The organism is Actinosynnema sp. ALI-1.44, from assembly GCF_001984155.1.
Lineage (GTDB): Bacteria > Actinomycetota > Actinomycetes > Mycobacteriales > Pseudonocardiaceae > Kibdelosporangium.
Window position 1 is genome coordinate 396,946 of the sequence record NZ_MTQO01000047.1, and the last position, 17,551, is coordinate 414,496.

The window sequence follows — 17,551 nt, forward strand, 5'->3', positions numbered from 1 at the left end:
GGAGGCTGGACGAGGGGATCGACATGTACGAAGACGTTGACGCAAGCGGCCAGGGCGCATTCGGCTGGGACTCCATCGGCGCGAGCATGGACCAGTTCGCAGGCTTGGCCGCCAGCGGCGCCTTCGAGGTCAGCAAATCCGGCGGGGATGCCCTGCTCGGCGCCATAAGAACGATGCGTGAATGGGCGAACCAGCAGCAGAACAGCCTCGCCTTCTTGGCCCAGCAGATGCCGCTGGGGAGCACCAACGCTGCGAAGGTGATCGCGCCCTACGCTCAGCAGGTGGCCATCGACGAGCGAGGTTTCCTGACGCAACTTGCTCAGTTCCACGAATCTTTGGCCAAAGCTGAAGAAGCTATCAACAAGGCCATGGCCAACTACGAGGCCACCGAGCAGGCCAACCAGGCCGCACTCGGGCGTATTGAGTCGGTGTGAAGTCAACTGCCCATGCGGAAGAACAGTGAACAGGTGAGGCGTTCAGTGAAGAACTCGGTGCTGGCAACTGCGACTCTTGTTGCTTTGGCGGCGAGCTTGACCGCATGTAAGAGTGAAACCGACGGGTCTCCAACGCCAGAAGACACGCCTTCGGCGTCGAGCCGGCCCACCATCCCGGGCAGCGGGGGTGGTTCCGGGAAGTCGTCCTCTTCACAATCCCCTGGTGACAGCCCTGTGGCTGATCTGGACCCGTGCAAGCTGATCACCTCCGCTGACGCGACATCGCTCGGGGTAGGTTCCGGCAAGACCCATGAAGGGCTGGACAATTCCGCCAGAGGTTGTGCCTGGAATTCGCTGGACCAAGGTAGTTTCTCGATCCAGGTGAATGTTTTCGATTCGCGCGGCGTCAAGGACGTAAGCACCACGGGGCAAGTGAAAAAGCTGCCCGATATCGGTAAGCACCGCGCGGTGCAGTACTTGTTCGGTGCTCAGTGCAACGTAGGACTTTTCGTCACCGAAACCTCTCGCGTCGACGCGACAGCCGCGTCGGGGAACGACACGAAGAAGGCATGCCAGGTGGCGGAACAGGTGGCCAAGGCTGTCGAACCCAAACTGCCAGGTGGGAGCTGAGTAGATCATGGCACCGAGGCACGCGGAGCAGAACCCGGAAATAGCGACGGCCTACCACCCGTCGAACCACCGGGGCGACACCCACGGCGTCGAGATGCAGGGGACGTCGGACAAGCGCGGTCAGGTGCAGACGCAGGTCGAAGGTCAAGTCGACCAGGAGATCCGTGATCAGAGCTGGTGGGACAAGATCTTCTCGGAGATCTCACGGGAAGGCACCGTGCAGGAACGTGTCGACCAGCAGATGCGGGATCAGGCTGCCGCCCTGCAACAAGGGGTGCAGACGCGTCAGCCGCCGATGATGCAGTGCACGAACTACCAGAGCTACGAGCACCAGCAGCTCGAGACGATGGTCAAAGAGGGTGTGGACCCCGGGCAGGTCGGCAAGGTCGGCGCGAAGTGGCTTGACGCGGGCAACAACATGGTCGAGTTCCAGACGGATGTCGTCAAGGCCATCGGCGACAGCCAGACGGAGTGGCGCGGCACGGCGGCCGAGAAGGCCCGGCAGTTCATGACGGACGTGGGCAACTGGGTCGGTAAGGCGGGCGTGAGCGCGCAGCTCGCGGGAACGCAGACCCAGCAGTACAGCGCGGCTCTCGAAACGGCCAAGAACAACATGCCGCCGCCGGTCGACTTCGATGTGGACAAGGCGAACGCGGATCTGGATCGCACGACGGACCCGTTCTCGTACATGACCAAGTACGTGACCTACATGGCCAAGTACAACAAGCAGCAGGAGGCCAAGGAACAGGCCGTGCAGGTCGTGGGCACGTATGACAGCACCCTCGGTGGTGCGAGCACGATGCCTGCGTTCGCGGCTCCGCCCACGATGAGCGGGGGTTCGACGCCTCCGCCGCCTCCCCCTCCTCCGCCGCCCAGGCCTCCGGGCAAGGATGACCCGAACGGTCCTGGTGGTGGGCCGGGCGGTGGTCCTGGTGGCGGGCCGGGCGGCGGTCCTGGTGGGGGCCCGGGTGGTGGGCCCGGTGGCGGCCCTGGCATTGGTCCTGGTGGTGGACCCGGCGGCGGCCCTGGTGGTGGTCCTGGCGGCGGTCGGCCTGGGCCAGGTATCGGTACGGGCACGGGCGGTGGGGTCAAGCCGGGCGGTGGCCCTGGCAGCGGCACCAGTGGTCAGGGCTACATCCCTGGCCCCGGCGGCCGTGGCAACAACTTCGGCAACAACTCCGGTTACGACTCGTCCACCAGCGGCATGACTCCTGGTTTCATGCCTCCTCCCGGCGGCGGCGGTTTCGGGCCCGGCGGTGGTGGCGGCGGTGGTGGCGGTGGCGGTCGTGGTGGCGGTGGCTACAACCCCGGCGGCACCGGGACCGGTACGGGGGCCGGTGGTCCTGGGCCGAAGGGTGGTTTTGGGCCTGGTGGCAACGCCGCGGGTGTTGGTGGTCTTGCCGCTGAGCAGGCTGCCGCTGGCGGAGGACGTGGTGGGGCCGCTGGCCGTCCTGGCGCCGCGGGTATGGGCGGTATGGGTGGCATGGGCGGTGCCCGCGGCGAAGGCGGGGAGGACGAGGAGCACCAGCGCCCCTCATACCTCGTCGAGCCTGACCCGGACAGCATGTTCGGCACCGATGAGATGACCGCTCCGCCCGTTATCGGCGGTTAGACGTCTGGGCGGGCGCCACGGGTGGCGCCCGCCGAAGCGGCCACCACGCACAGCACCGCGACCCACTGCATCATGTGCAGGGACTCCTGCAGCACAACCAGGCCTATGACGGCCGCTACCGCTGGTTCGAGGCTCATCAGGATGCCGAACACGCGCGGTGGGATCTTGCGCAATGCTTCCAGTTCCAGCGAGTACGGGATCACCGACGACAACAGCGCCACGCCAAGCCCCACAACCAGCACCCATGGCTGGAACAGCGCTGTTCCGCCCTCTGCCACGCCGAATGGCACGGCTACCAGCGCCGCGACCGTCATGCCCAACGCCAGGCCGTTGCCTTCCGAGGTGTGCTTGCCCAGCGACGCGCTCAGCAGGATGTACAGGCCCCAGCACGCTCCCGCCGCCAGTGCGAACAGGAACCCGGCGAGGTTGAGGTCTCCCCGCCCTTCCATCAGCAGGACCACGCCTCCTGCCGCGAGCACCGCCCACAACGCGTCCAGCCAGCGCCTCGACCCCGCCAACGCCACCGCGAGCGGCCCGAGGAACTCGATGGTCACCGCGATCCCGAGCGGGATCCGGGCCAGCGCCAGGTAGAAGCACAGGTTCATCACGCCGAGAACCACGCCGAAGCCGAGCACCACTGCCCAACTGCGACGGTCCATCCGCACCGACGGCCGCCACCACAGCATCAGCACCGCTGCGGCGAAGAACAGCCGCACCGCCACCGTGCCCAGGCTGCCGATCGCGCCGAACAGGTTCTTGGCCAGTGCCGCGCCCACCTGCACGCTGATGATGCCGACCAGGATCTGGGCGGTCGGCGGGATCGCGCCTATGGTCCGACCGGCCAACGCGACCAGGTTGAAACGGGGGAACGGGCCGCGTCCGGCTCGGTCGACGTGCATGGTGGCCATATCCGGATAGTCGACGATCGGCCCGGCGGGCGTCACATGATTTCCAGCACGTGGGACCGCTGACCCTCACGGAGTCCTCACGAACTCCGTGCGAGGGTGTAGGTCATGGGCACCATGGCGCGACGGGGGATTGTGCTGCTCGCGGCGGTTGCCTCCATCACCACCGCGTGCACGGCAGCGCCGTCGCAGCGCCCCGCGATCGTGGTCAACGACGGCCCGATCGACCAGTCGGCGCCGCCATCGCCCAGTGCCGCGCAGCTGCCCGTCCCACCGCTGGAGGAGCCGACTCGGTCCAGCGTGACATGGGGCGACTGTGACGCGGTCGTCAAGACCCGGATGAGCACCTACGGCGTTCCCGACCAGCCCGTGCAGTGCGCTCGCGTCCAGACCGTGGTGGACTCGCCGAGTATGCCCGGTCGCACCCCGCTGCGGCTGACTGTCCTCAAGGCAGGCACTGGCCGGGCGCCCATCGTGGTGGTCAGCGATGTGCAGGGGGAGCCGGGCACGGTCAAGGCCGCGCGGCTGGCCGCGAGCCTGCCACCGGAGTTCCTCACCAAGTTCTCGCTGATCGGGGTCGACCGCCGGGGGTCGGGCAGTTCCGAGCCGGTCCGGTGCATCGAGGACGACATCCGGATGGACATCGTCAACGCCGACCCGGCGTCCGAGGACCTCGAGGACCTGCTCGACGTGGTCCGCCAGGCCGGTCAGCAGTGCATCATCAGCCTGGAGAACCGGCTGTACGCGATGGACACCTGGCGCACCGCCGCCGACCTGGAGAAGGTCCGCGAGGCGTTGGGCCTGCAGCGGCTGAGCGCGATCGGTGTCGGTGAGGGGTCGCGGGTGCTCGGCGTCTACGGCGACCGGTTCCCCGACCGGGTCGGCCGGATGGTGTTCGACGGCCTGCCCGATCCCAGCGGCGACTCGCTGGTCACGATGGAAGGCGTCGCGACCGGCGCGGAGGCCGCGTTCGCCGAGTTCGCCAAGGACTGCGTGGCCCGCACCTGTGCGCTCGGCCCGGATCCGAAGCAGACGTTCCTCGACCTGATCCGCAAGCTGCGCGCCAGCCCGATCCCGTCGCCCGACGCCGGGCTCACGGCAGGCAGCGCGACCCGTGCGGTGCTCACGGGCTTGGCCAACCGGTCGGGCTGGCCCGCGCTGGCCGACGCGATCGCCAAGGCACGGGACAATGACGGTGCCCCGTTGAGCAAGTACGTCAAGCCGCTCGTGGAAGACAGCAGGGAACAGCCGACCGCGTTGGACATCGCGCTGGTGACCGGCTGCAACGACACCAAGACCAGGCTCGCGTTGGAACGCCTCAACAGCACGGGCAAGGAGTGGCGCACCAGGTATCCGTTGTTCGGTGGCGTGATGGCGCAGAACCTCGTGCTGTGCAGCGCTTGGTCCGTCGCGGCCCAGCCGCCGTTGTCGCTCAGCGGCCGTGGCCTGCCGCCGATCGTGGTGTTGAGCACGGCCAGCGACCCGGTGACGCCGCAGCCAGGCACGCAGCGCAGTGCGCAGCAACTGCCGAGCGCGGTGCTGATCTCGTGGCAGGGCGCGGGGCACGGCGCGCTGGGTCTGTCGCCCTGCGCCACGGACGCGGTGCGGGGGTTCCTGGGCGACGGCAAGGTGCCCGCGGCGGGCACCGCCTGCCCACCGTAGGCGAAAGGCGGTTCTCCGCGGCGGCGGTTCCCCCTACTTTGGGTGACGGACCCGGCATCGGGTCTCTATACAAGGGGAGGACATCGCATGCGAAAGCGTTTGCTGCTTCTGCTCTTGACCACCTCTCTGGCGTTGGTCGCCCTGCCCGCGACGGCGTCGGCCATCATCGGAGGCACACAGGTCGGCCAGCCACACCCGTTCGTGGTCTCGGTACAAGGGTCCGGCGGTCGGCACATCTGCGGTGGCGCGCTCATCGCGTCGAAGTGGGTCGTCACCGCCGCGCACTGCGGCACGCCGGTTCAGGTGCGGATCGGCAGCCTGAACCGCACCAGCGGCGGCACAGTGACACAGGTGGCCCAGACCATCCGGCATCCCAGCGAGGACATCGAACTGCTCAGGTTGGCGACCACGGTCACCCACCGGCCGATTCCGATCGCGACCGAGTCAGGTCCCGTCGGTACTCCCGTCGTGATGCTCGGATGGGGCCGGACCTGCCCGACGGGCTCCTGCGTCGAGCCACTCATGCTGCACCAGTTGACCAGCACGATCGTCGAGGACAGCCGGTGCGCGGGCGGCGGTATCCGCCCGCCGAGCGAGATCTGCGTCGACAACAAGGGCAACACGGGTCCGTGCAGCGGTGACAGCGGCAACCCGCTGGCCAAGCACGTTTCCGGTGCATTGCAGCTGATCGGTGTGTACAGCCGGACAGGCCGTGGCACTCCCACCTGCGGGGCTGCTCCGTCCATCCACGTCGACGTGCCCTACCTGCGCACCTGGATCCGCCAGCACACCGGGGTCTAGGACCGCAGTCCGGCGACGAGTTCGTACGAGCGCAGCCGGTCGGTGGCGGAGTGCACCATGGTGGTGATCATCAGCTCGTCGGCCTCGGTCTCGGACAGCAGCTTCTCGATGCCGCGTTCGACGGTCGACGGGCTGCCGACGATCTGCGTCGACAGCCGCTCCTCGACGATGAGCCGTTCGACGTCGGTGTACGGGTACGCCGCGGCTTCCTCCGGCGTGGCGATCAGCCCGGGGCGCCCGGATCGCAGCTTGAGGAACGACAACGCGCCGGGACCGGCCACATAGGCGGCCTGTTCGTCGGTGTCGGCGCAGATGACCCCGGCGGCGACCATCGCGTACGGCTTGTCCAGCACGGCCGACGGCCGGAAGTTCTGCCGGTACAGGGCCAGCGCGGGCAACGTGTTCTGCGCGCTGAAATGGTGGGCGAACGCGAACGGCAACCCGAGCATCCCGGAAAGCTGTGCGCTGTAACCACTTGAGCCGAGCAGCCAGACCGGCGGCTGGTTGCCCGCGGCGGGCACGGCGGCGATTCCCTCGGCCTCGCCGCGGAAGTACGAGATCAGCTCGCCGAGCTGCTCGGGGAAGTCGTCGGCCGACAGCGGCTGCGGGGACCGGCGCAGCGCGTGCGCCGTGCGCGGGTCGGTGCCGGGTGCGCGGCCGAGCCCGAGGTCGATCCGGCCGGGGTGCAGTGCTTCGAGCATGCCGAACTGCTCGGCGACCACGAGCGGCGCGTGGTTGGGCAGCATGACGCCACCGGAGCCGACGCGGATGCTCGACGTGGCCGACGCCAGGTGCGCGATCAGCACGGCGGGCGCCGAGCTGGCGACGCCGGGCATGTTGTGGTGCTCGGCCACCCAGTACCGGTGGTACCCCAGCTCTTCGGTGCGCCGGGCGAGCTCGATGGAGTCGCGCAGCGCCTGGGCGGACGTGGTGCCCTCACCGACGGTGGCGAGGTCGAGTACCGAGTAAGGAATGGCCATACCCGGACTAACCGGTGGCAGGCTCCGCTTTATTCCCGGGTGCGGACCTCGCCGCGCAGCACGGCGTCCAGGTCGTACCGGGCGGGCTCCTCCAGCTGCGAGTAGTCGCACGAGGACGGCTCGCGGTCCGGGCGCCACCGTTTGAACTGCGCGGTGTGCCGGAACCGGCTGGGGTAGCCGCCTTCGGTGTGCTCGTAGCCCACTTCGACCACGCGCTCCAGCCGGAACGGCACCCACTCGGCCTGTGCGCTGCGCCACCGGTTGATCTCGCCGGGAACCCTTGTGCCCTCGGCGATCTCGCCCGTCCACGGGTGGCCTTCGGCGCCGTCGGGGATGAGGTACGCCAGTTCGGCGGCCAGTTCCCTGCGCCGCTCGGCCGGGAACGACCCGACCACGCCGACGCTGTGCAGGGTTCCTTTGTCGTCGTAGAGGCCCAGCAGCAGCGAACCGACGGCGGTGCCCGGTTCGGTGTCCTTGTACCAGCGGATCCCCGCCACGACGCAGTCCGCGGTGCGGGAGTGCTTGTACTTCAGCATGGTCCGTTTGTCCGGTGTGTACGGACCCTGCGCGGGTTTGCCGATCACACCGTCGAGCCCGGCGCCTTCGAAGAGCGTGAACCACTCCCTGGCCAGGTCCGCGTCCTGGGTCGCCGGGGTGAGGCTGACCGCGTCGGTGCCCGCGACCAGCTCCTGGAGGATCTCGCGGCGCTTGACCCCTGGCTCGTCGAGCACTTCACCGGCGGGCACCTGCAGCACGTCGAACGCCACGAACGTGGCCGGTGTGGTCTCGGCGAGCATGGTCACGCGGCTGGCCGCCGGGTGGATCCGCTCGGACAGCGCGTCGAAGTCGAGGCGCCCGTCCCGGCCGACGACCAGTTCGCCGTCGAGCACGACGCCGGAGGGCAGGCCCTGGGTCAGCCGCTCGACCACTTCGGGGAAGTACCTGTTGAGCGGCTTCGACGAGCGGGACTGCAGCACGACGTCGTCGCCGTCGCGGAACACCAGGCAGCGGAACCCGTCCCACTTCGGTTCGAAGATCAGGTCGGCACCGTCGGGGATCGCGCCCGCCGCCTTGGCGAGCATGGGTTTGACCGGTGGAGTCAGCACTCAGCGACGATAGGCCAGCATCAGGAAGTCGTCATCCCGCAACGCCGCCGCGAGCTTCATGCGCCTGGTCCCGGCCAGCACCGGCCCGCTGGCGATCCGGCCGGAGTCGCCCGCGGTGAGCAGGGGCGACAGCGTCAGGTTGAGCTGGTCGACCAGGTCGTCGGCGATCATCCCGCCGAACAGCCGCGGCCCGCCCTCGCAGTTGACCCGGTTGAGCCCACGGCGGCCGAGTTCGGCGACCGCCAGCTTCAGGTCGACGTGCTCGTCGCCGACGACGACGACATCCGCGCCCGCGTCGGCCAGCGCGGCACGTCGTGGGGCGGCCTCGGCGGTGAGCACGATCGTCGGCACGGCTGCTTCGGTGATCAGCGGCGAGTCCGGGGAGATCGAGCACTTCCCCGTGACGACCGCGACGGGCGGCAGCGGCGCGAGGCCGAGCCGTTCGCGGCGTTCGGTGCGGACTTCCTTGGGCTTGAGGCCCTGGTAGCGCTCGATCAACGCGGTCGTCGCGCCGACCATGATCACGTCGGCGAGGTCGCGCTGCGTGTGGAAGACCTTCTGGTCGCCCGGTCCGGACAGCCCGGCGGATCTGCCGGACACGGTCACCGCGCCGTCCAGGCTGGACACGAAGTTCACCTGGACGAAGGGCCGGTCGAGGTCCGCGGGGTAGTCGTAGAGCGCTTCCAGCGCGGTGTCGTTCAGCTCACTGGTGCCGGGGTCCGGCCAGAGGGTCTGCACGGGTGCAATGAGACCATGCCGGGCATGTCCGCTCCACGCCTGGTAGACCGCCATCCGGAGATCGAGGCGGCGGAGCTGGTCGCCGCTCTGGTGCCGCCACCGAGGTTCGTGGACGTCAGGTTCGACACCTACGTGCCCAACCCCGCCGAGCCGACGCAGGCGGCGGCCGTGGCCGCGGGGCAGCGGTTCGCCAGTGGCATCGGCCCCGTCGCCACGCAGGGCCTGTTCAACCGGATCTTCAGCAAGCGCGTGCCCGACCCGGCGCCGGGCCTGTACCTGGACGGCGGGTTCGGCGTCGGCAAGACGCACCTGCTGGCGTCCGTCTGGCATGCCGTGCCGTCGGTCGAGAAGTCGTACGGCACGTTCGTCGAGATCACGCACCTCGTTGGCGCGCTTGGCTTCGCTGAGGCCGTGCGGCGGCTGTCCACGCACCGGCTGCTGGCCATCGACGAGTTCGAGTTGGACGACCCCGGCGACACGACGCTGGTCACCCGGCTGCTGACCGAGCTGACCGACGCGGGTGTGCACGTGGCCGCGACCTCGAACACGTTGCCGGACAAGCTCGGCGAGGGCCGGTTCGCCGCCGACGACTTCATCAGGGAGATCCGTGCCCTGTCCGCGCGGTTCACCGTGGTGCGTGTGGACGGCCCGGACTATCGGCACCGCGGTCTGCCCGACGCGCCGGATCCGTTGACCGATGCGGAGATCGACGCGCGCGCCGCCGCGGTCCCCGGCTCCACGGTGGATGATTTCGACGAGCTGTGCGCGCATCTGGCCAAGCTGCACCCGTCGCGCTACGGCAAGCTGGTCTCCGATGTGCCCGCGGTGCACATCAAGGGTCTGCACGCGGTGCCGGACCAGGACGTGGCGTTGCGCATGGTCGCGCTGGCGGACCGGTTGTACGACCGCGCGGTGCCGGTCGCGGTGTCAGGGGACTCGTTGTCCTCCTTGTACACCGACGAGATGCTGCGTGGCGGTTACCGCAAGAAGTACCTTCGTTCGATCAGCAGGCTGACCGCTCTCGCGCGCGACGCCGGTACTGCTTTCGGCCGGTGATGATACCGGTATGGCGGCTTTGCTAATCCGTGACAATACGGGATTCTCCGTATAGCAAAAACTGATCACCGAATAACTCCGAGAGTGTTCGATTGGTCACTCGATTGACCGTGCCAGTTGATCGGTTTCGTTATGGTCAATAACAGTGGAAAGTTTCCAACGTAGATCAACTTGCGGGTCTGACATGCGCGAACGGGATTCTGTTGCGCTTGCTGATGTTGGTGTGTTAGTACTCTCGGACCACAATGCGTGTGCCGGTTGGCTCCATCCGATAGTGGGTTACAGGTGGTTAGCCTGTCGTTTAAGGTCCGGGCACGCCCGTAGACTGGCGGTATTCGAGGGGGTCGCAGAAAATTGAGGAACGCGTGGTGAGACGGTCCTTGGAAACCGTGCGGCAAACCAGCACGATGAGCCGCCGAACACTGCTCGCGGGTATGGGTGCCTTCGCGCTGAGCGCCTGCACCGACTCGTCCTCGTCGACGCCCGCCAACCCGGCGCCCGAGATCCCGGAGATCCGGCTGGGTGTGTTGAAGGTGACCGACACCGCCCCGCTGTTCGTGGCCCAGCGCGAGGGGATCTTCGCCAAGTACGGCCTGAACCCGAAGTTCGTCGCCATGGAGCTCACCGGCGACCAGCGACCGGACCTCGAGGTCGGCGGCCAGGCCGACGTGGCCTTCGACAGCTGGGTCACCATCTTCCTCAACATCACCGACGGCGCGGACTGGGTCGTGCTCGGCGAGGCCTACCAGGCGGCGCCGCGGTGCACCGGACTCGTCGCGAATTCGCAGACCCGGATGCGCACGATATCCGACCTGGCCACCAAGCCGGTCGGAGTCAACAACCTGCGCGGGCTGGGCGTGCTGCTGACCAACAGTTTGTTACGTACCAGCGGAATGAAGCCGACGGACATCAAGTACGTGGAGAAGCCGTTCGACACGCTCGCCGACGCCGTGCGCAACGGCGAGGTCGCGGCGGCCTGGATGGTCGAGCCGTACATGACACGCTCGCAGCTGGAAGCGGGGTGTGTGTTGTTCGCCGACACGGCTGTCGGCCCCACAGCGGACTTCCCCCAGTCCGGGTACGCGTGCGCGCGCAGCTTCGCACGCAAGAACCCCAACACGGTCCGCGCGTTCCAACTCGCGCTCGCCGAGGCGCAGCAGCGTGCGCTCGACCGGTCGCTGGTGGAGAACGTGCTGCCGGAGTACATCTCGGTCAGCAAGAACGTGGCGCAGCTGATGAGCATCGGCAACTACCCCAGCACGACGTTGGCCATCCGGCCGCAGCGGGTGGCCGACCTGATGCTCGAGCAGCAGTTCATGACCCAGAAGATCGAAGTCAACACTCGGATGGCGAGCATCAACCCGCCATCCTGAGCCACTGCTGTGCTTGCGCTCAGCTCCTGCGGTTGGCGTTGACCAAAGTCCAGACCGAGACCGGTTTGCGCGTCTCCTCGGCGGGAGGCGCGGACCTGACCGTGGGCGCGGCCTGCACGCGCTCCGCACGGGTTCTCGGCCTGGGCGGGGTTTGTTTGGCAGGAGGGGGCGGTGGAGGGTCGGCCACGGCGCGTCGCGAGCTCAGTTCGAGGCGGAGTTGGTCGTAGATCGGTGTATCAGTCACACCGCCGTCCTTCCGTCGCCGTGGATGATGCGACAAGGTTACGCCGGGTGCGCAAGCACACTCACAGCGCCACCCCTATTTTACGAGGACCATACGCGCCATAACGTGCGTAAATGCCCGTTGCGCCGTCATCTCGACTCGTGGAACGGCCGTAGCGGAGCTTGCCTTCGGCGGGCGTCAACGTGTGGGGCTCACCGCGTCCCGCTGGTGGCGGGCTGCTCGACCGGCACGGACTTCCGCACGCGCCGATCGGCGACACGGTCGATGACCAGGGCGACCGTGAGCACAGTCGCGATGGCCACACACGCACCGCCGACGGTGTCCGTGACGTAGTGGTACTTCATGCCCACGAGCGCCGTCGCGCCGATGACCGCGACGACGAGCGCACCTACGGCGGTCAGCACGAGCACAGTCGTGCGCGTCGTGACCGTGGCTATCACCAACACGGTCAGCACGGCGACCATGGTGGCGGTGTGACCGCTCGGGAACGCGAGTGACCCGTTGTTGATCGTCCGGCCGAACGCGGGCTTCAGCACAGCGCTGCTGAACACGGCCGAGAGCAGCGGCGCGGCGACGGCGAGAACGGCCAGCCGGGGCCGTCCCCGGGCGACCGCGACCATCACGATCAGGCCGATCACGATGACCAGGAGGACGGGCTCTGTGGGCGTCAGCATCGCCTGCAGCAGGCCCCGTTCGCCGACGAACTGCCGGTACACCGCCCAGTGGACGGAGTCGTCCACGGCAGTGCCGGTCCGCTGACCCGCGAAGATCAGGCCCAACGTGGTGACCACCAGGGCACAGACCGAGGCGAGGACCACGATCAGCGGGACGAGTCCGCGCGGAACGAGTCGGGTGATCGGCTGCACCGTTCCACTATGCCGGACGAAAACCGTTCGCGATCGAGGCACCACTGTGTGCACCATCCGGCGGTGGGATTCCTTGACGCGACCGCGCTCGCATACCGGCTGCCCGACGGGCGAGAACTGTTCCGTGACGTCACGTTTCGCGTGAGCGCGGGATCTGTGGTGGCGATCGTCGGCGCGAACGGTGTCGGCAAGACCACACTGTTGCGGATCCTCGGCGGCGAGCTCTCCGCGCTGGACGGCGGCGTACGCGTCGAGGGCGGAATGGCGGTCATGCCCCAGTTCGTCGGCTCGGTCCGCGACGACCGGACCGTGCGTGACCTGTTGCTCGCGGCGGCGCCGACCCCGCTGCGGAAGGCAGCGGAGGAACTGGACGCCGTCGAGCTCGTGCTGATGGAGGACGACAGCGAACCGGTGCAGATGCGCTACGCCGAAGCGCTCGCCGCATGGGGCGAGTCAGGCGGATACGCCGCGGAAGTCCTATGGGACACCGTGACGGTCGCGGCGCTGGGCGTGCCGTATGACCGTGCGAAGTACCGGGGCGTGAAGACGCTGTCCGGCGGTGAGCAGAAGCGGCTCGTGCTGGAGGCGTTGCTGCGCGGCCCCGAGCAGGTGCTGCTGCTGGACGAGCCGGACAACTACCTCGACGTGCCGGGCAAACGGTGGCTGGAGGAGCGGCTGGCGGAGACGTCCAAGGCCGTCCTGCTCGTCAGCCACGACCGTGAGCTCCTGGCGGTCGCCGCCACACACGTCGTCACCGTCGAAGGCGGCAGCGCGTGGGTGCATCCGGGTGGGTTCGGCACGTGGCACGAGGCCAGGGAGGCTCGCTGGGAGCGCATCGCCGAACAACGCACCCGCTGGGACGAGAAACACGCCCAGCTGCGCCAGCTCGTGATCACGTTGCGCCAGCAGGCCAGCTACAACGACGGGATGTCGTCGCGGTACCAGGCCGCGCAGACGCGGCTGCGCAAGTTCGAGGAGGCGGGCCCGCCGCCGCTGCCGCCCAAGCAGGAACGGCTCAAGCCCCGGCTGCGCGGCGGCCGGACCGGGATCAGGGCGATCACCTGCGAGAACCTGGAGCTGACCGGCTTGATGAAGCCGTTCGACCTGGAGGTGTTCTTCGCCGACCGGGTGTGCGTGCTCGGCTCCAACGGCTCGGGCAAGAGCCACTTCCTGCGGCTGCTCGCGGGGGATCCCGTCACCCACAACGGCGTGGCCAAGCTCGGTGCCCGGGTCGTGCCGGGCTTGTTCGCGCAGACGCACCAGCACCCGGAGTGGGTGGGCCGGACGTTGGTGGACATCCTGTGGCAGGGCGACGAGACACGATCGGGCATCGACCGCGACTCGGCGATCGCCGCGCTGTCCCGGTACGGCCTCGCGGGGCAGAACGACCAGCGGTTCGAGACGCTGTCCGGTGGCCAGCAGGCACGGTTGCAGGTGTTGCTGCTGGAGCTGTCCGGCGCGACCCTGCTGCTGCTCGACGAGCCGACCGACAACCTCGACCTGAACTCAGCCGAGGCTTTGCAGGCCGCGCTGGCCGAGTTCACCGGTACCGTCGTCGCGGTGACGCACGACCGGTGGTTCGCCCGGTCCTTCGACCGGTTCGTGCTGTTCCGCTCGGACGGTGCCGTGTCCGAAGTGGACGAGCCGGTGTGGGACGAGGAGAGGGTGCGGCGAGCGCGATGAACGATGCCGGGGTGGACGCGGTTGTCGTGGGTGGTGGGCACAACGGACTGGTCGCGGCGGCGTACCTGGCGCGTGCCGGGCTGTCGGTGCTCGTGCTGGAGCGGCGGGCCGAGGTGGGCGGCGCGGCGGTGTCGTTCCGCGCGTTCGAGTCGGTCGACGTCCGGCTGTCGCGCTACTCGTACCTCGTCAGGCTGCTGCCCCGCAAGATCGTCGACGACCTGGGCCTGCGCGTCGAATTGCGCAAGCGCACGGTCTCGTCGTACACCCCGGTCGGCTCGGGCGGGATCCTCGGCGGCGACCCGGCGTCGCTCGGCGCGGATGCCGATGCCTGGCAACGGTTCTACGCGATGACGGGCTCGGTCGCCGAGCGGGTCTTCCCGACGCTGACCGAGCCGCTGCCCACCAAGAGCCAGTTGCGCGAACGCGTCGGCGACGACCACGCGTGGAACGCGTTGTTCGAGCAGCCGTTGAGCGAGGTGATCGAGTCCACCTTCACCGACGACACGATCAGGGGAATCGTGCTGACCGACGCGCTGATCGGCACCTTCGCGCCCGCGGACGACCCGTCGCTGCGGCAGAACCGGTGTTTCCTCTACCACGTGATCGGCAACGGCACGGGCGACTGGGACGTGCCGGTCGGCGGGATGGGCGCGGTCACGGCCGAGTTGGCCAGGGCCGCCGCACAAGCGGGTGCGCGGATCGTGACCGGCGCGGAGGTGACCGCGATCGACCCGGACGGCGAGGTGACCTACCGGCTCGGCGACGACGAACACACCGTCGCAGGTGGACACGTTCTCGCCAACGTCGCACCGGCCACCCTCAGCGCCCTGATGGGGGAAACGCCTGACGTGCAACCAGAAGGCGCCCAACTCAAGGTGAACATGGTGGTGCGCAGGCTGCCCCGGCTCAAGGACAGCACCGTCGACCCACGGGCCGCCTTCGCCGGGACGTTCCACGTCAACGAGAGCTACCGGCAACTCGAGACGGCGTACCGGGAGGCCGCCGCGGGCCGGATCCCCAGCCTGCCGCCGTGCGAGATCTACTGCCATTCCCTGACCGATCCGTCCATCCTCGGACCGGCGGCCCAAGCGGCGGGCGTGCACACCCTGACCCTGTTCGGGCTGCACATGCCCGCCCGGTTGTTCCGCGAGGACAACGAGAACGCCCGTGAGGAGGCCCTGCGGGCGACGTTGCGGTCGTTGGACAGCGTGCTGGACGAGCCCATTGCCGACTGCGTGCAGCCGGGTTGTGTCGAGGCCAAGACTCCGGTCGACCTGGAGAACGAACTCGGCCTGCCCGCAGGTCACATCTTCCACAAGGACCTGTCCTGGCCGTACGGCGAGGAAGGCGCGTGGGGTGTGGAGACCGCACACGACCGGGTTTTGCTTTGTGGTGCCGGTGCGCAGCGTGGCGGCGGTGTGAGCGGGATCCCAGGGCACAACGCGGCAATGGCTGTGCTGGAAAAGTCGGCGCTGAGAAGTCGCTGAGACAGCGTTGTTCGTGGTACTCGTGACGCATGCAGCGCGAGTACGTGGACAACTACTGCGAGCGGACTGACGGTTCTTTTTGGAGTGAGCCGCTCAACGCCGTCAGCAACGTCTCGTTCCTGATCGCCTCTGTCGCCGCGTGGCTGGTCATCCGCCGGACAGTGCAGGCGTCGGGGCAGGCGTCGGGCCGACCAGCGGGCGAACTGTACGCGTTGCCGGTGCTGATCTTCGTGATCTTCTTCGGCAGCAGCGCGTTCCACACCACGGCGACCCGGTGGGGCCTGGTGCTGGACAGCGGGTCGATCGGGGTGTTCATGGTCTACTTCATCGTGCTGTGGGCCCGGTTGTACTGGGACCTGCCGTGGTCACGGGCGTGGATCGCGGCACCTGTTTTCCTGGCGTTCGTCGGGCTCTTCTCGGTGCTGCCGATCGGCATGCCGGGCAGCTACCTGGCCGCGGTCCTCGGCCTGGTCGTCCTCGGGGGACTGCTGCTGTTCTCCCGGCACGAGGACCGCAAGGTCCACTGGCCCTGGTACCTGGGCACGGCGCTGGTCTTCGCGGTCTCGCTGACCTCCCGCACGCTCGACCAACCGCTGTGTGACGAGGTGCCGATCGGCACCCACTACATCTGGCACACCCTCAACGGGATCGTGCTGTACCTCGTCACACACGCGGCGGTCGTGCGCTGGCGTCAGATCTCTAGCCGAGAACCTCAGCGATCGCGTTGACGCCGAAGTCGATCTCCTCACGGGTGATCACCAGTGGCGGCGCCACGCGGAGCGTCATCTCCTGGGTTTCCTTGCACAGCACACCGAGCTTCATCAGCGCCTCGGACGCCTGGCGCCCGGCCGGGCCGCCTTCGGCGATCTGCACGCCCGCCCACAGGCCACGGCCGCGGACCTCGGCCACGCCGTCCAGTTCGCCCAGCCGCGAGTGCAGGTACGCACCCAGCTCACGCGACCGCTCCTGGAACTCGCCCGTGGCCAGCAGTTTGACGACCGCGCGGCCGACCGCGCACGCCAGCGGGTTGCCGCCGAACGTGGAGCCGTGCTCGCCCGGCTTGAGCCTGCCGAGCACGTCCGCGCGACCGACCACCGCCGACACCGGCATGATCCCGCCGCCCAGCGCCTTGCCCAGGGTGTACAGGTCCGCGCGGATGCCTTCGTGGTCGAGCGCCAGCATGGAGCCGGTCCTGGCCAGGCCGGACTGGACCTCGTCGGCGATGAACAGGGTGTTGGTGTCGTCGCAGATCTGTCGGACCTCGGCGAGGTAGCCCTTCGGCGGGACGACCACGCCCGCCTCGCCCTGGATCGGCTCCAGCAGGACGGCCGCCGAGTTCTCGGTGATCGCCGACCGCAACGCGTCGATGTCGCCGTACGGCACGACCTTGAAGCCGGGGGTGAACGGGCCGAAGTCGTTGCGGGCGTCCGCGTCGGTGGAGAAGGAGATGATCGTCGTGGTGCGGCCGTGGAAGTTGGCCCCGGCGACCACGATCTCCGCGGTGCCGTCCGGCACGCCCTTGACCTGGTACGCCCACTTCCGGGCGACCTTCACCGCGGACTCGACCGCCTCGGCGCCCGAGTTGGCCGGCAGCACCATCTCGGTGCCGGTCAGCTCGGCCAGCTCGCGGCAGAACAGGCCGAACTGGTCGTGGTGGAACGCCCGGCTGGTCAGCGTCAGCCGGTCGAGCTGCGCCTTGGCCGCGGCGACGAGGTCGGGGTGCCGGTGGCCGAAGTTCAGCGCGGAGTAGCCGGCGAGGAAGTCGAGGTAGCGCCGACCGTCCACATCGGTCATCCATGCGCCCTCGCCCTCGGCGAGCACCACGGGCAGCGGGTGGTAGTTGTGCGTGCTCCAGCGCTCGTCGAGGGCGATGTAGTCACGGGTGGTGGCGGCGTCCACAGTCATATCGACAGGTTAAGCCCTGTTGACGGCGATTTCATCCGCTGGCCGTTGCTTGCAGTGAGGATTCGTTGC

The 17,551-nt window shown here is 68.5% G+C and carries 17 protein-coding genes; 10 read left to right on the forward strand and 7 right to left on the reverse strand.

All coding sequences use genetic code 11. From position 1 onward, the window contains the following. Positions 1 to 23: 23 nt before the first annotated feature. The 3 genes from ALI144C_RS26985 to ALI144C_RS26995 are packed head-to-tail and all read left to right on the forward strand — an operon-like array spanning position 24 to position 2,676. Entirely contained in the window at positions 24 to 434 is a 411-nt protein-coding gene (locus ALI144C_RS26985; RefSeq protein WP_076989950.1) for a hypothetical protein, read from the forward strand. A gap of 12 nt (positions 435 to 446) precedes the next feature. Next, on the forward strand, positions 447 to 1,064 hold the full coding sequence (locus ALI144C_RS26990; protein WP_076989951.1) for a DUF3558 family protein: 618 nt from the start codon (positions 447 to 449) through the stop codon (positions 1,062 to 1,064). Between the two features lie 7 nt (positions 1,065 to 1,071). After that, positions 1,072 to 2,676, forward strand: coding sequence for a PPE domain-containing protein (locus ALI144C_RS26995; RefSeq protein WP_076989952.1), 1,605 nt, complete (start codon positions 1,072 to 1,074; stop codon positions 2,674 to 2,676). On the opposite strand, the gene ALI144C_RS27000 is transcribed toward ALI144C_RS26995, so the two are convergent. Beyond that, on the reverse strand, positions 2,673 to 3,584 hold the full coding sequence (locus ALI144C_RS27000; RefSeq protein ID WP_076990077.1) for an EamA family transporter: 912 nt from the start codon (positions 3,582 to 3,584) through the stop codon (positions 2,673 to 2,675). The genes ALI144C_RS26995 and ALI144C_RS27000 overlap by 4 nt on opposite strands. Positions 3,585 to 3,689: 105 nt before the next feature. On the opposite strand from ALI144C_RS27000, the gene ALI144C_RS27005 reads away from it, so the two are divergent. Continuing rightward, positions 3,690 to 5,243, forward strand: coding sequence for an alpha/beta fold hydrolase (locus ALI144C_RS27005; protein WP_237774324.1), 1,554 nt, complete (start codon positions 3,690 to 3,692; stop codon positions 5,241 to 5,243). An 87-nt stretch (positions 5,244 to 5,330) separates the two neighbouring features. Next, complete coding sequence (locus tag ALI144C_RS27010; protein ID WP_076989953.1) at positions 5,331 to 6,044, forward strand: S1 family peptidase; 714 nt, start codon at positions 5,331 to 5,333, stop codon at positions 6,042 to 6,044. Here the strand turns inward: ALI144C_RS27010 and ALI144C_RS27015 are convergent. Genes ALI144C_RS27015 through ALI144C_RS27025 form a run of 3 tightly spaced genes read right to left on the reverse strand, consistent with a single transcriptional unit; the run spans position 6,041 to position 8,868 of the window. Continuing rightward, the gene (locus tag ALI144C_RS27015; RefSeq protein ID WP_143230884.1) at positions 6,041 to 7,024 is read right to left on the reverse strand and encodes an LLM class flavin-dependent oxidoreductase; all 984 of its coding nucleotides are present in this window, start codon (positions 7,022 to 7,024) and stop codon (positions 6,041 to 6,043) included. The two genes, ALI144C_RS27010 and ALI144C_RS27015, sit on opposite strands and share 4 nt — an antisense overlap. Positions 7,025 to 7,053: 29 nt before the next feature. Next, positions 7,054 to 8,106, reverse strand: a complete 1,053-nt coding sequence (locus ALI144C_RS27020) for an ATP-dependent DNA ligase (protein WP_076990080.1) — start codon at positions 8,104 to 8,106, stop codon at positions 7,054 to 7,056. 24 nt (positions 8,107 to 8,130) lie between these two features. Further along, entirely contained in the window at positions 8,131 to 8,868 is a 738-nt protein-coding gene (locus ALI144C_RS27025) for a pyrimidine reductase family protein (protein ID WP_076989954.1), read from the reverse strand. 24 nt (positions 8,869 to 8,892) lie between these two features. Between ALI144C_RS27025 and zapE the strand changes: the two genes are divergently transcribed. Both zapE and ALI144C_RS27035 read left to right on the forward strand, forming a co-directional pair. Further along, positions 8,893 to 9,924, forward strand: coding sequence for a cell division protein ZapE (gene zapE / locus ALI144C_RS27030; protein ID WP_076989955.1), 1,032 nt, complete (start codon positions 8,893 to 8,895; stop codon positions 9,922 to 9,924). A gap of 407 nt (positions 9,925 to 10,331) precedes the next feature. Continuing rightward, positions 10,332 to 11,297: an ABC transporter substrate-binding protein gene (locus ALI144C_RS27035; RefSeq protein ID WP_076990081.1), complete on the forward strand. Its 966-nt coding sequence runs from the start codon at positions 10,332 to 10,334 to the stop codon at positions 11,295 to 11,297. Positions 11,298 to 11,316: 19 nt separating this feature from the next. Here ALI144C_RS27035 and ALI144C_RS54680 read toward each other — a convergent pair whose 3' ends face one another. Together ALI144C_RS54680 and ALI144C_RS27040 are read right to left on the reverse strand one after the other, a co-directional pair. Further along, the gene (locus ALI144C_RS54680) at positions 11,317 to 11,541 is read right to left on the reverse strand and encodes a hypothetical protein (RefSeq protein ID WP_143230885.1); all 225 of its coding nucleotides are present in this window, start codon (positions 11,539 to 11,541) and stop codon (positions 11,317 to 11,319) included. A gap of 191 nt (positions 11,542 to 11,732) precedes the next feature. Then, a complete protein-coding gene (locus tag ALI144C_RS27040) occupies positions 11,733 to 12,407 on the reverse strand; it encodes a phosphatase PAP2 family protein (protein ID WP_168211359.1) in 675 nt (224 codons plus the stop codon). A gap of 63 nt (positions 12,408 to 12,470) precedes the next feature. On the opposite strand from ALI144C_RS27040, the gene ALI144C_RS27045 reads away from it, so the two are divergent. Genes ALI144C_RS27045 through ALI144C_RS27055 form a run of 3 tightly spaced genes read left to right on the forward strand, consistent with a single transcriptional unit; the run spans position 12,471 to position 16,305 of the window. Further along, positions 12,471 to 14,090: an ABC-F family ATP-binding cassette domain-containing protein gene (locus ALI144C_RS27045; RefSeq protein ID WP_076990083.1), complete on the forward strand. Its 1,620-nt coding sequence runs from the start codon at positions 12,471 to 12,473 to the stop codon at positions 14,088 to 14,090. Next, positions 14,087 to 15,577, forward strand: coding sequence for a phytoene desaturase family protein (locus ALI144C_RS27050; RefSeq protein ID WP_076989956.1), 1,491 nt, complete (start codon positions 14,087 to 14,089; stop codon positions 15,575 to 15,577). The genes ALI144C_RS27045 and ALI144C_RS27050 overlap by 4 nt, the downstream gene beginning before the upstream one ends. A 29-nt stretch (positions 15,578 to 15,606) precedes the next feature. After that, positions 15,607 to 16,305: a ceramidase domain-containing protein gene (locus ALI144C_RS27055; RefSeq protein WP_076989957.1), complete on the forward strand. Its 699-nt coding sequence runs from the start codon at positions 15,607 to 15,609 to the stop codon at positions 16,303 to 16,305. Here the strand turns inward: ALI144C_RS27055 and rocD are convergent. Further along, complete coding sequence (gene rocD / locus ALI144C_RS27060) at positions 16,277 to 17,482, reverse strand: ornithine--oxo-acid transaminase (RefSeq protein WP_076989958.1); 1,206 nt, start codon at positions 17,480 to 17,482, stop codon at positions 16,277 to 16,279. The two genes, ALI144C_RS27055 and rocD, sit on opposite strands and share 29 nt — an antisense overlap. Positions 17,483 to 17,551 lie beyond the last annotated feature (69 nt).